Source organism: Nocardia sp. NPDC052001, from assembly GCF_040680615.1.
Lineage (GTDB): Bacteria > Actinomycetota > Actinomycetes > Mycobacteriales > Mycobacteriaceae > Nocardia.
Genome location: NZ_JBFAXC010000002.1, coordinates 255454 through 268226, shown reverse-complemented (window position 1 = coordinate 268226; position 12773 = coordinate 255454). Strand labels below are relative to the sequence as shown.

Annotated in this window: 11 protein-coding genes; 5 read left to right on the top strand and 6 right to left on the bottom strand. The window is 67.4% G+C overall.

From position 1 onward, the window contains the following. Window positions 1–10 precede the first annotated feature (10 nt). Window positions 11–985, top strand: coding sequence for a helix-turn-helix domain-containing protein (locus AB0L82_RS09530; RefSeq protein WP_364633281.1), 975 nt, complete (start codon window positions 11–13; stop codon window positions 983–985). Here the strand turns inward: AB0L82_RS09530 and AB0L82_RS09525 are convergent. The 4 genes from AB0L82_RS09525 to AB0L82_RS09510 all read right to left on the bottom strand — a co-directional run bounded on the left by AB0L82_RS09525 (window position 884) and on the right by AB0L82_RS09510 (window position 5166). Next, window positions 884–2203 carry a lipase family protein gene (locus tag AB0L82_RS09525; RefSeq protein ID WP_364633280.1) on the bottom strand — a complete coding sequence of 440 codons (1320 nt, stop codon included), beginning with the start codon at window positions 2201–2203 and terminating at the stop codon, window positions 884–886. The two genes, AB0L82_RS09530 and AB0L82_RS09525, sit on opposite strands and share 102 nt — an antisense overlap. After that, complete coding sequence (locus AB0L82_RS09520; protein WP_364633278.1) at window positions 2190–3221, bottom strand: alpha/beta fold hydrolase; 1032 nt, start codon at window positions 3219–3221, stop codon at window positions 2190–2192. Before AB0L82_RS09520 ends, AB0L82_RS09525 begins: the two co-directional genes overlap by 14 nt. 126 nt (window positions 3222–3347) lie before the next feature. Continuing rightward, window positions 3348–4001: a TetR/AcrR family transcriptional regulator gene (locus tag AB0L82_RS09515; protein ID WP_364633276.1), complete on the bottom strand. Its 654-nt coding sequence runs from the start codon at window positions 3999–4001 to the stop codon at window positions 3348–3350. Window positions 4002–4041: 40 nt separating this feature from the next. Then, the gene (locus AB0L82_RS09510) at window positions 4042–5166 is read right to left on the bottom strand and encodes an AAA family ATPase (RefSeq protein WP_364633274.1); all 1125 of its coding nucleotides are present in this window, start codon (window positions 5164–5166) and stop codon (window positions 4042–4044) included. 164 nt (window positions 5167–5330) lie between these two features. Here AB0L82_RS09510 and AB0L82_RS09505 point away from each other — a divergent pair, with 164 nt between their 5' ends. Beyond that, complete coding sequence (locus AB0L82_RS09505; RefSeq protein WP_364633272.1) at window positions 5331–8363, top strand: hypothetical protein; 3033 nt, start codon at window positions 5331–5333, stop codon at window positions 8361–8363. Between the two features lie 3 nt (window positions 8364–8366). On the opposite strand, the gene AB0L82_RS09500 is transcribed toward AB0L82_RS09505, so the two are convergent. Both AB0L82_RS09500 and AB0L82_RS09495 read right to left on the bottom strand, forming a co-directional pair. Beyond that, the gene (locus AB0L82_RS09500) at window positions 8367–8948 is read right to left on the bottom strand and encodes a hydrolase (protein ID WP_364633270.1); all 582 of its coding nucleotides are present in this window, start codon (window positions 8946–8948) and stop codon (window positions 8367–8369) included. Window positions 8949–8977: 29 nt separating this feature from the next. Then, entirely contained in the window at window positions 8978–9433 is a 456-nt protein-coding gene (locus AB0L82_RS09495) for a MarR family transcriptional regulator (protein WP_364633268.1), read from the bottom strand. A 145-nt stretch (window positions 9434–9578) separates the two neighbouring features. Between AB0L82_RS09495 and AB0L82_RS09490 the strand changes: the two genes are divergently transcribed. The 3 genes from AB0L82_RS09490 (at window position 9579) to AB0L82_RS09480 (ending at window position 12769) form a co-directional block, all read left to right on the top strand. Further along, on the top strand, window positions 9579–10307 hold the full coding sequence (locus AB0L82_RS09490; RefSeq protein WP_364633266.1) for a 2OG-Fe(II) oxygenase: 729 nt from the start codon (window positions 9579–9581) through the stop codon (window positions 10305–10307). 219 nt (window positions 10308–10526) lie between these two features. Beyond that, the gene (locus AB0L82_RS09485) at window positions 10527–11804 is read left to right on the top strand and encodes a hypothetical protein (protein WP_364633264.1); all 1278 of its coding nucleotides are present in this window, start codon (window positions 10527–10529) and stop codon (window positions 11802–11804) included. Next, on the top strand, window positions 11801–12769 hold the full coding sequence (locus AB0L82_RS09480; protein WP_364633262.1) for a glutamate ABC transporter substrate-binding protein: 969 nt from the start codon (window positions 11801–11803) through the stop codon (window positions 12767–12769). Before AB0L82_RS09485 ends, AB0L82_RS09480 begins: the two co-directional genes overlap by 4 nt. The last annotated feature ends 4 nt before the right edge of the window (window positions 12770–12773 follow it).

Here is a 12773-nt window from a genome sequence, read left to right as displayed (position 1 = left end):
GGAGTCGCACATGTCAAACCCCGCCCCCGCAGACGCGGTTTCGACCGTCGATGTCAGCACCATTACCGAAACCTGTCTGGAACTGCGCGCCGGCGCGCTGGATATCGCCGTGAGCGCCCGGCGGCTGCTCGAAGCACTCTCGGTGGTCGATACCGCACTCACCGGACTCCCCGATCCCACCCTCGCCATCGCCGACACCACCTCGCAGGTGACCATCCCGCCCCAGCTCGAAGCGCTCGGCCTGGCCGCCGCACTGCTGTCCGGACAGCCCGCAGCCGCGCAGGCGCATGCCCGCGGCGTCGAGTTGGAGGACGCGTACTACGTTCTGGCACTGGGCATTCCCGCGCATCCGGGCGAACAGCATCCGGCGGTGAACGGGCAGCTGGTGGCACGCCGCCGGCTGCGCTGCGTGCAGGCCGAACTCTCCGCGCGCTGTGCGGACAAGGCGCTGTGGGTGCTGCGCACCGACGGCGGCACCGTACTCATTCCGGAATCGGTCACGGCGGCAACCGAACTCGACGACCTGATCACCGAACTGGCCGCGGTGGCACAGGTGGCGCTCACCGCCACCGTCGTGCACACCGCCACCCCCGGTATCCCGGGCGCGGCCCATCAGGCGCATGAACTGCTCGATATCGCGCATCGGCTGCAATGCAAGGCCGGGCTCTACCGATTCGACGATCTGGCCATGGAATATCAGCTCACCCGCCCCGGTCCGGGGCGGGAATACCTCGGCTCGCTATTGGATCCGCTGGAGGTCTACCCCGAACTGCTCGAGACGCTGCGCCGGCATCTGGGCAATGACCTGAACCGGCGGCGCACCGCGCGCGGACTCGGGGTGCACGCCAACACCATCGACTACCGGCTCAAGCGCATCGGCCAGTTAACCGGCTTCGACCCGGCGCAGTCGGCGGGCCTGTGGTACCTGCGGTCCGCGCTGGTGGCGCGCACCTATCGGGCGGGAGCCGAGCATGCGCGCCAGTAGCGCGGCGAATTCGGCGTGCCGGGGCCGGGCGCGCGCGGACAGCGCCACCGACCAGATCGTCCGCGTCCCCGGCACCCCCGTGGGCAGATCGTCGAATCGATCGGCGAGCCAATCGATCATGGCGGGAGCACCCAGGAATTGCAGCGGCAGATGCATGCTGAGGCGATCGCGCACGTAGTGCACGTGCGCGCCGCGCCTGCGGTAGCGCTCCACCTGCGCGTCGATATCGGCGACCGCGATCACCTCGTCATTGATCGCCTGCACGATCAGCATGGGCATCACGGGAGCCTGTGCGCCAGGCCGGATTTCGTCCAGCACCGCCCGCAATTCGGGTTCGTTCAACATGGCGGCCAGGCCCGCCCGGGCATGCCGATCGGCATCGCGACCGGCGAACCGCGCCAGCAGCGGGAAGGTGGCGGTATGTTCGGCCCGCGCCAGCAACGCCAGGTAGTCGTCCGAAAGATGTTCGCGCAGTAGCTGTTCCAGCTGCGGATAGGCGCGCCGGAGCGCAGCGGTGAACACCATGGCGAACCCCGCGAAGGGTGAGCCGTTCAGGCGCACGAAGGCATTGGCGGGATCACCCACCGGAGACCCGGCGACCGCGCCCACGATATCGAGTTCGGGAGCGTAATCGGCGGCCAGTTCGGCCGCCCAGGTGGTGGCCAGGCCGCCACCGGAATAACCCCACAGACCGACGGGAGTGTCGGCGTTCAGCCCCAGCACCGGAAAGCGCAACGCGGCCCGAATACCGTCCAGCGCACGGTAACCCGGCTCCCGGGCCGCCCCGAAGTGCCCGCCCGGCCCCTCGTGATCGGGCACCGAGACGGCCCAGCCCCGGGCCAGCGCACTGGCGATGAGCGGTAATTCCAACTGCGGAATCGCGCCGAGCGCCCGGGACCCGTGCCGTAACGCGTAGGAGGGGAAGCACATCAGCGCTATGGCGTCGATGGCGCACTGGAAGGACAGCAGCGGGCGCGGCACCGCCGGATCCGCGCCCCAGGGCAACAGCACCGTGGTGACCGCCGCCTCGGGACGCCCGCGCAGATCGGTACTGCGGTAGAGCAGCTGCCAAGCCGAGATCCGCTGTGGCACAACACCGAACAGTGCGAGTTTGACCGCGCGCGTGCGCAGGATCGTGCCCGGTTCGATGCCGTCCAGTGCTTCGTCGCTGCGGTAGAACGGATCCCGGTCCGGTAGCAGCGGTTCAGAGGTGCCCATCGCCACCGATCACCCATGGATTGAAGGTGCATTCCAGCTCGTGTCTTCCGGCCGGATCCAAGGCGCGCAATACGATCGAGGCGGCGCGCGGGGAATAGTTGATCGTCAGATGATCGGACAGATCAGCGTCACACCCCTGTTGCAGGGTCACATTGTTCACGATGGCATCGGGTCCCGGTGTCAGGAAGGTCCACTCGTACGGATTGGACACTTCGTCGTGCTGAGTGCCGATGGCGGTGTACTCGACGCCGGGCACGGTGTCGCCATTGGCATTGAGGGTTTTGTAGAACGGTGAGCCCACGGCCTGCTGAATATTCGACTGGCCGATCAGCGGTTCGTAGAAGCCCAGGATATTCAGGCCCATATCGGTGATCCACCGGCCGAGCGAGGCGATCCCGTTCAGGGAGGTGCCGTGCGTGGTCGCGCCCAGCGTGACCACCTTGCCGATCTTGCCCTGTCCGCCTTCGAATTTCAGGTACTGGCTGGTGACGGGACCGCCCTGGGAGTGCGCCACCACATCGACCCGGTTCGCGCCGGTCGCGGCCAGCACCCGGTCCACGAATACGGCGAGCTGCCGGGCCGAATCCTCCATCGGGCCGACGCCGTAGCGGCCGGGCAGAATCGCGCCCATACCGCCGCCGTTCAGTACCCCCTCGCGGCCGTAGTTGAAGGAGAACACGCACATTCCCGTGCTCGCGATGCGCGGGGACAGGTACGCGAAGCTGTCGTAGGCATTGAGCCAGGTGCCGTGCAACAGCACCACCGGATGCGGATGTGCCGCCGTGGGTTTGCAGTTCCAGTCATCGGCCCCGGGCGGGGCGGCATCGGGATGCAGCAGCCCGTAACCGAAGGCCGCCAGGTACGCGGAGGCTTGCGGTCCGACGCCGCTGGTATCGGAGGCGACGCTGGTCAGGCCCGCCGCCGGATCCGCCTGCGCCGCACCGCCCGCGAGCGCCATTCCCAGCGCGGTGACCCCCGCGCACATCGCACTGCCCAGTATTCGCATTGTCGGCATCATTGCCCTCTCCTACGTTGAATTCCCTTGTGACCGTAGGGTTCTGGCGTGTCCGGTGTCACCGTCTCTGTGTCAGATGACAAAGCCGGGCATGCGGCCGGGCCGTGGATTGTGGTGCGGGACAGCTCGTCAGTCGGCGACGCGCACCAGGGCGATGGCGGTGCGGGTGAACAGCGGCGACAGCGAGGGCAGCGCTGCCGCGCCACGCTCGTGCAGACAGTTGCGCACCCGGTCGTCGATACCGCCGAGCAGCATATCGATCATTTCCGGATCCGGATCCGCGGTGAGTTCACCATCGCGCACGCCGATGCGCGCGACCGCGAGGATGTACTCGGCGAAATGCCGGTGCACCTGCGCCCGCTGCGCGACCAGCCCCGGTCCCGCCGCGAGGGTCTCCACATACAGTGCGCGCGAGGCGGCGGGCTGGGTGGCCAGGAAGCCGAGATAGATATCGAAGGAGATGCGCACCCGATCGGCGAAGGTCACCCCGACCATGCCGGTCACGGTCTCCTGTAAATGTTCCAGCGCGGTCCGGACCGCGAGATCGTAGGCGGCGGCGAAACATTCGTCCTTACCGCCGAATACCGAATAGAAGGTGCGCCGCGCCACCTGCGCGCGGCTGACGATATCGGCGACGGTGGTGGCCGCGTAGCCCAGCTCCCCCACCGCGTCCAATACGGCGACACACAGGCGCTGATACTGCGAGTGCGCCACCTGCTCCCGGCTCAGCCCGTGTCGCCCACGCGGCAACGGCCCCGGCACCCCTGCACCCTCCACACTCACCCCGCAACAATATGGCCTCCCGCCGCGCGGTGCGGCGGGACTACCGGTCCGGCCAGTACCAGGGCGGTTCCTCCAGCATGCCGAGCCCCGCGACGGTGGTCGCGCCCTCATCCTTCACCAGTTCGATGGTGTGCAGGTCCGGGGCGTGCCCGGCCAGTTCCGAGAGCAGTGCGCGGGCATGGGTGACCACGATGACCTGGGTGTCCTCGGCGACCCGGGCGATGAGTTCGCCGAGCGGGCCGAGCAATTCGGGGTGCAGGCTGGTCTCGGGCTCATTGAGCACCAGCAACTCCGGCGGCCGCGGTGAGAGCAGGGCGGCCACCAGCAGTAGATAGCGCAGCGTGCCGTCGGAGAGTTCGGCCGAACCGAGCGGACGCCACAGGCCCGGCTGATGCAGCAGCAGTTCGAAACGGCCGTCGCTGTTCACGATTTCCAGTTTGCTGCCCGGAAAGGCATGGTCCACGGCCTCATCCAGGCCGTGCGCGTCACCGATCTCGCGAATGGTCTGCAGGGCCGCCGCACCATCGGAGCCGTCATGCGCGAGCACCATGGTGCGGGTGCCGATCTGTAGTCGGCGGGCGGGTGCGTCCATATCGGTGCGCAGGTGATCGTAGAAGCGCCAGCCGCGAATTCGCTCGCGCAGCACCAGCAGATCCGGGGCGCGCTGCGGATCCGCGAGTTCGGAGAGCATGCTGTCGAAGGGTTTGAGGTGGTGCGGCACCATCTCCCAGCCGCCGCCCTCATCGCGCAGGCGCACCACCGGGCCGCCGCGTTCGGCCAGCAGGGCCGACGGGCGCAGCACCGGGCCGGCCCAGACCGCTTCGGCCTTGATCTCCGGATCCCGGTTGAACATGGACTGGCCCGGCACGGGTACGCCGAGATCGGCGGCGTAACCGAAATCGTCCCCGGCGAAACCCAGTCGCAGGGCCAGCGGTTCGCCCCGTGCGGTTCGCCCCGGGCCCGCCCACAGCGTCGAATCGAGGCCGCCCTCACGCGCCATTCCGGCCACCGCGCCATTGCGGGAGAATTCCGCGAGTAGGCGCAGCACCCGGTACAGGCTCGATTTGCCACTGCCGTTCGCACCCGTGACCACCGTCAGCTGGCCCAGTGGGACCACGACCCGGCGCAGTGAGCGGTAGTTCTCGACGGCCAGTGCGGTCAGCATGCCCCCACCCTAGCCGTCGGCAATCGGCGAGCTACCTCGCTGCGGGGGCATTGGTCTCCCCGATCGCCGAGTCGAAACTCGTTTGCCGGGTTCGGGACGGGCTCGTATCGTTCGCGGCCGGAGCGGTTCCGTGGAATCCGCACAGAGCAAGCAGGAGTTCGAGTTTGGCAGTGCGTTTGGCCTGGGGCGTGATCGCGGACCGGGATCGCGGGGCATGGCTGGTCGATACCGGGGAGCGGGTCGAGGATCACGGGCAGGAGGCGCTCGCGGGTGCGGCGGTGGTGCTCGGGGATAAGAACAGCCCGGCCGCGGCGGTGCTCGCGGCCCGTGAGTCACTCACCGAGCTGATCGGGACCGGTGGAATCGCGGTCGCCGGGGCCGGAATCGACCTCGGTGCGGGATTCGTCTCGGCACGACTCGCGGGAGCCGGCGGTGATCGGCGCGATGCCGTGCTGGCGGCGCTGCGGATTCTGGGCATGGACGATGCCCGCCGCATCGGCGAGCGAACCGCCACGCTGGTAGCGCTTTTCGGCGTCACGGCCACCAAACCCGTTGGCGCGGAGGCGGAAAGAGCCATCGCCGAAGGGCGCTGGGCGGCGCTCACGCTGGCCTCGGCCGCCGCCGATCTGCTCGGTCCCGAACAACTCGTGCGCGTGCTGGGCTGGGAAATCCCCGAAGGCATCGATCCGATCCCCACCGGAGCGCCATCCGCGCTGGCACTGAATCTGCGGCGGATTCTCGAACCCCATTCGCGGCCAAGGCGTTTGGAACTGCTGGCCGACCTATGGGAACAGGTGTGCACACGACAGGCTTCCGCGCGAACACTGCGACTGCTACTCGACAGCCAGGATCTGACTGTCGAAGACGGATTGCACAGGCGCTACCGCCAGCACCTCGAAGCCGAGTCGGTGGATCTCGTCACCGGCAGCCAGGGACGGGAGCTGTCACTCCTGGACGCACTGCATTACATCCCGGATTGGAATTGGTTCTGGAGGCAGCGCCTCGAGTGGATGATCCAGGACGCTATCGCCGCCACCGTACTGCTGCGTACGGCGGTGGCGGTGCAGGAACTCGGCGTGATCGACGGGATCACCCTGTTGCGTGACCAGATCGGCACCGCCGCAAGCCTGCTCACCAGATCCGAGCTCATCCGAGCCATGCGCAAACGCCCGGACATCAGCAAGCTGCCCGCCCGCCCCGCCTGCCACCTCCGTGAAATCGACGCCTGGCTCCGCCGCCACCAGCCCATGGATGCCGCCTTCGAACGCTTCGTCCGAGCCCGCACCGCACATGCGCTCGCCTACGGACTCGTCATCGACAGGGCCTGCTCGGAACTCGTCGGCTCGCAGATCGCGGTCGACGTACTGCCCGAGGACTGGGATTCCGAATCCCTGCGCACCTGGCGAAATGCCTTCGGCAACACCGAGACCCGGCTTCCCGCCGACTGGTGGCAGATCCCGCTGGTCCGCGACCGCGACGCCGACAGCCTCGCCGCCCGCCTCGCCGGATGGGCCCAATCGGCCGAGGCCCGAACGACCACGCAGGTCTTGATCCCAGCACCGGTCGAACCGGCCCCGCCCGCCGAACCCGCTACCCAGAACGTAATAGCCACGCCCGCCGATCCGGACCCGCACGCCGAACCCGTCGCGCGGGATGAGCCCGGCGTGCACCCCGAGCCTGTCGAACGGGACGACTCGGATGCGCCCGGGATCGGGAGAGCTGAGCGACCGCGCGAGGTGGGAGCGGATCTGCTCTGGTACGGCGATCTGGCGGATGCGATTCTGCGGATGCGGGGGCAGGCGCGGGCGGAGATCGGGTGGGGGTACCTGGTGCCCTATTTCGAGACGGATCCGACTGTGCCGCAGCCTGATCCGCTGACGCCGCGGATGGATTCCATTCCGCTCGCGGTGGCCGGAGCGGCGCAGTTGGTGTCGCTCGGCGCGATCGCGCCCGCTCGCTGCCGGGAGTGGACCCGCCTGTGTGCCGGTTTGATGACCAGCGGGTCGGTGGCGGCGGCGTTGAGCAATGAATTCGAGGTGGCGGAAACCGTTCTCGTGCATGACGGGAGCACGTTGCCGGAGACGACCGCGCGGATTCAGATCGCGCGCAATGCCGCCCGGCTCGCGGAATGGTCGGACTATATGGGCAATTGCATTGCCGGACCGTGGTATCAGGATCAGGCGGTACGCGGGCTCAGCATTCTGGTGGCGCTGCGCGATGAGCAGGACACCATTCAGGTCAATGCCGAACTGCGCGCCAATCGCAGCGGCTGGCTGGTGAGCGAGATCTACGGCCGCTTCAACGGCGAACCCGATCCCGCTCTCGAAACAGCTTTGCGCCGCTGGGTTCTCGGCCTGCGACGGACCGAATCCGAACCCGCCGAATCGACGCCTGATGTGCCGGTGCGTCCTCGGCGCGCGAAACCGAATCCGTTCCTCGAACTCGCACCCGTGCTTCAGCAGGCGGTCCGAGCCGTATGCGATTCCGCCCCGGGCACCTTGCGCACCCTGACGGCTGTCGGCGGATCCACCGACGCGGACCCGAAAGTCCTTACCGCTATGCGCCGTTCGCCCGCGGACCGCCTGGATCGGCTGTGCGAAGAGTCGCTGGACACCGATCGCGTATCCCTGCCCGAATTGTGGTCGGCGGTGAATAGTCGCCCCCTGGCCACCGCCCTCGCGACGCTGGACCCCGCACTGACAGCGAAGTACCCCCGCCTGCACGCGCTGACCGCCGATGCCCAGCTTCCCTCGAAGAGGTTGCGCGAGTTGGTGAAAGCCCCGGAACTGGCGCAGGCCCGCTCGATGGATCTGATCGCCCTGCGCCTGCGGAAAGCACTCGTGGAGATGGCCATGGCCGACGCGCCGACGTTCGCGGCCGCGCTCGCCCGCCGCCCCTCCTACGAACTCATCTGCACTTTCGCGATCGCGATCACGTCCAGCCCGGATCACCCGTACCCGGTGACCGCCATCTCCGATCCGAAATCCACCACGGTAACCGGCTTCCCGGGCACCTCTCTCACCGATCCGGACGGCCCCTGGCAGCCTCGACTGCCCGCTGCCGCCGAATTCGGCGGCGGAATCGATCAATTCTGGGAGCGGACCGCCGAATCCGGTGTGCTGATACCACTCTCGTGGCTCGGGGGCGGTACCTGGCAAGCCTTGTGGGCGCGAGCCTGGGCGCCCGCCTCGCGCTGAGACTCAGCGGGATTCGAGTTCCTTCAGCACCGCTTCGGTGCTGGCGACCAGGCCGATCCGGGGGAAGATCTTGGTGGTGGAATGCGTGTGCGAGTCCAGATCCCGATCGGCCACCGCGTCTTCGACCACGACCACGTTGTAGCCGTGCTCATGTGCGGCACGCGCCGTGGACTCCACCCCGATGCTGGTGGAGATGCCGGTCAGGACGATCTCGGTAATACCCCGGCGGCGCAGTTGCAGATCGAGTTCGGTGCCGTAGAACGCACCCCACTGCCGCTTGGTGATGGGGATATCGGTGGGAGCCACTTCGAGCTCGTCGACGATCTCATCCCAGCCTTCGGGGAAGTTCAGGCGTTTGGGCATGGTGTCGGTGATGCGCCCGGGGGCGGCGTCCACACCGTCGGCCGAGAAGGACACGCGCACAAGGACTACCGGAAGATTATGCGCGCGGAAGGCGGCCGCCAAGGTGGCGGAATTGCGCACCACCTCTTCGCTGGTGTGCGGGAGGGTGGGCATGCCGACCACGCCGCGTTGCAGGTCGATGACGACCAGGGCGGTGTGCGGGTCGAGCAGGGGTGCGGACATGCGGGAATCCTTTTCCTGGAGAGCGGATGTCAGGGCTCGACGAGGCGAGCCAGCAGCGGGATGGCGGCGATCAGTGAATCCTGTTCCGCCGGGGTGAGTTTGGTGGCCAGGGCGGTGACGAGCCAGCCTTCCTTGGCGGCGTGCGCGCGACTCAGCAGCCGCCGGCTCGCCTCGGTCAGCGACATGATGACCTGGCGCTGATCGGTGGGGTGCGGTGCGCGGGCCACCATGCCGTATTCCTCGAGCGCCGCGAGGGTGGTGCGCATGGATTGCGGGCGAACCCTCTCCGCGCGGGCCAGATCGGCGACCGACATGGGGCCGTCGGTGTGCAGGCGGCTGATCACCACCGCCTGCGACGGCGTGATCTCCAGATCGGCGCGCGCGGTGGTGCGGAGTTGACGCAGCAGGCGACTGGTGACCACCCGCAGCTCGGCGGCGGCCTGTTCCAGCTCCTGCGCCGTCTTGGGCCCGCCGGGATCGCGCACCGGGCCAGCATGCGACAAGTAAGCAAAACTTGCAAGTTTTACTGTCGTTATTGCACCGAACGCCATGACCGATATCCGCCGGTACAGGGCTCCCACCTGCGGCAGAGTAATGGTGGAAGATCACAGCCACGGAAAGGATCGATCGATGACGGTGAGTACCGGGTTGCCGACCGAGCACGCCGATCGGGTCGCCGGACAACCCTGGCCCGAGCTCGCCACCGAGTTGGATGAATACGGGCACGCGCTCACCGGCCCGCTGCTGACCCCGGAGGAATGCCGCGCGCTCATCGCCCTGTACGACGACGAGTACAGGTTCCGCTCCACCATCGATATGGCCCGGCATCGCTTCGGCTCCGGCCAGTATCGGTACTTCACGCATGACCTGCCAGATACGGTGCGTGAGCTGCGCGCGGCGCTGTACCCGAAACTGCTTCCGATAGCCCGGGATTGGGCCGTCCGCCTGCGCCGCCCCGGGACCTGGCCCGCGAACCTGGAGGACTGGATCGCGCAGTGTCATGCCGCCGGTCAGTCGAAATCGTCACAGATCCTGCTCCGCTACGGCCCGGGCGATTGGAACGCGCTGCATCGGGATCTGTTCGGCGACATGATCTTTCCCCTCCAGGTCGTGATCGGGCTGGATGCCCCGGGCGTCGACTACACCGGTGGTGAATTCCTGATGGTCGAACAGCGCCCGCGCGCCCAATCCCGGGGCGCGGCCACGGCACTTCCACAGGGTCACGGCCTCGTCTTCACCACGCGCGACCGCCCGATTCGCAGCGTTCGCGGCTGGTCCGCGGCCCCCATGCGGCACGGGGTGAGCACGGTCCGCTCGGGCCGCAGGCATACCCTCGGCCTCGTCTTCCATGACGCCTGATCCACTACGGGGTAACGCCTGACCCGCGCTGGGAACAACCGGCTCGGCACGGGTGCAATACACTCCGTTAATCCCTATTTCACGCTCCGGTCGATATTGCCGGGGGTGCACGAAATACGCGGTTCGGCAATTGAATCCGACTGGTCGGATCACAATCGACACAACCCTGTGGCTCCCGTACCATCGCCCTACCGGGAGCAGAGCCGGTGAAACGGGGGCATGGGTGTGAGGAGTCGGTTACCGGCTGCCGTCCGCAATGGTGCGGAGTGGGTGCGGCGTTTCGCGCGAACAGCGCCGGGCGTACTGAGCGCGGTGGTCATCGGACTCGTGGCACTGAGTCTGATTTCCGGCATCGTATGCGCGAATCAGCTCAGCGAGAAGCGAACTCGTCGCGATACCGTGCTCACGCACTCCGAACCGCTCGCCAATGCGGCGCAACGGCTCTATGTCGCGCTCTCCGCCGCCGATGCCACGGCATCGGCGGCCTTCCTGTCCGGTAATACCGAAACCCCCGAGGTGCGAACGCGATACCGGCAGTCGCTCGCCGACGCGGCGGCCGCGCTGGCCGAGGCCACCACCGGCGCCTCCGATAAGCAGACCCGGGAAATCGTGGCGCGTATTTCCGCCGAACTGCCCACCTATACCGGACTGGTCGAGTCGGCGCGCGCCAATAACCGGCAGAATCTCCCCGTCGGCTCGGCGTACCTGAAGCAGGCGTCCTCGCTGATGCGCGATTCGGTGCTGCCCAATGCCGAACGGCTGGAACACAATCGACTCGCGGCGCTGCGCGCGGATCAGCGCGATATCTCGACCCTGCCGATCCTGAGCGTGATCATGCTGCTGGTACTGCTGGCCGCGCTCGCGGCGGCCTCGGTGGTGCTGTTGCGGATCACCAATCGCCGCGTCAATCTCGGCCTCGCGACGGCGGCGGGAGCGGCGGTGCTGGTACTGCTGTGGATAGCGGTCGCCTCGATAGCCGCCACCGGCGTCATCGACACCGGATCGGGCGGTGCCACCAACCGCTTCGAAACCCTTGCGCGGGTGCGGTTTCTGGCCCAGCAAGCGCGCACCGAGGAAACCCTGCAATTGGTCACCCGCGGCGATATCGAGGACAGCGAGGGCCGATTCGGCTCACTGGTCAACGAATTGCGGGATCGGCTGGCGACCGTCGCGGCACCCGAGGCCAAGGCCACCGTCGCGTTCTCGGGCTGGCTCGACGGGCATACGGTTCAGGTCAACGCGTACAAGGGCAATGACTACAACGGCGCGGTGCGCCAATCCATCGACCTCGCGCCGACCGGTTCGGCGGCGCGCTTCACGACCCTGGACAACGCGCTGCGCGATGAGCTCGACGCCACCCGCCAGGACGTCCGCGATGGCGTCGACGGTGCGGGCGACGCGTTCATTCTGAGCCAGTACGGCTCGCTGCTGCTGTTGCTGGCGGCGGCGGTGGTCACCGCGGGCGGCGTCTGGCCGCGATTGAAGGAGTTCCTGTGAGCGCGCGCCTGCGAATGCTGTTGCTGGCCGCCGTGGCCGTGCTCGCCGCCGCGTGCGGGCAGACCCCGGATTCGGATTCGATGAGCTTGTCCGCCGGGAACGCGCTGCCCTCGGGAGCGGCTACGATCACCAGCGCCCCCGATCAGATCGGCAAGGACTGTGGTGATCCGGTGGCGAGCCTGCGGCCCGGCGCACAGCCGAGTCCGGGAAATATGCCCGCGGACAGCGCCATGGCCGAGATCATCAAGAATGGGAAGCTCCGGGTCGGGGTCGATCAGAACTCGTTCATGTTCGGTTTCCGCAATCCGCGCAGCGGCAAGATCGAGGGTTTCGACATCGATATCGCCCGGGAGATCGCCCGCGATATCTTCGGCGATCCGGATCGGATCGAACTGCGGCCCATCGTTTCCGCACAGCGTATTTCGGCGTTGCGGAACGGCCAGGTCGACATTGTGGTGCAGACCCTCTCACCGACCTGCGTTCGCCGCCAGGACATCGAATTCTCGACCAGTTATTTCGAATCGACCCAGCGGCTGCTGGTCGCGAAGAACTCCGGAATCCACTCCACCGCCGATCTGGCGGGTAAAAGAGTATGCGGGGTCAACGGCACGATTACGCTCGCACCCATCCTCGCACTGCCGCAGAAGCCTACCGTTATATCTATGAACAATTGGCTGGACTGCCTCACTGCGCTGCAGCAGGCGCAGGTCGATGCCGCCAGCACCGATATCCCGATTCTCTACGGTCTGCAACAGCAGGATCCGAATCTCGAGGTGGTCGGCGAATCGATGGCAGTGGACACCTATGCCGTCGGTATCCGAAAGGACAAGCCCGATCTGGTGCGCTTCGTGAACGGCGTGCTGGAAAGAGTGCGCGGCGACGGCTCCTGGCAGCGGTTCTACAACGATCGACTGTCGGTGCTCGGACCAACACCCGCACCACCCGCACCCCGGTATATCGGGTGAGCGG

What these genes read in the sequence shown, in the direction of transcription:
- AB0L82_RS09530 (WP_364633281.1), top strand. Translation starts at nt 11, where the DNA reads ATGTCAAACCCCGCCCCCGCAGACGCGGTTTCGACCGTCGATGTCAGC.
- AB0L82_RS09525 (WP_364633280.1), bottom strand. Translation starts at nt 2,203, where the DNA reads ATGGGCACCTCTGAACCGCTGCTACCGGACCGGGATCCGTTCTACCGC.
- AB0L82_RS09520 (WP_364633278.1), bottom strand. Translation starts at nt 3,221, where the DNA reads ATGATGCCGACAATGCGAATACTGGGCAGTGCGATGTGCGCGGGGGTC.
- AB0L82_RS09510 (WP_364633274.1), bottom strand. Translation starts at nt 5,166, where the DNA reads ATGCTGACCGCACTGGCCGTCGAGAACTACCGCTCACTGCGCCGGGTC.
- AB0L82_RS09500 (WP_364633270.1), bottom strand. Translation starts at nt 8,948, where the DNA reads ATGTCCGCACCCCTGCTCGACCCGCACACCGCCCTGGTCGTCATCGAC.
- AB0L82_RS09490 (WP_364633266.1), top strand. Translation starts at nt 9,579, where the DNA reads ATGACGGTGAGTACCGGGTTGCCGACCGAGCACGCCGATCGGGTCGCC.
- AB0L82_RS09485 (WP_364633264.1), top strand. Translation starts at nt 10,527, where the DNA reads ATGGGTGTGAGGAGTCGGTTACCGGCTGCCGTCCGCAATGGTGCGGAG.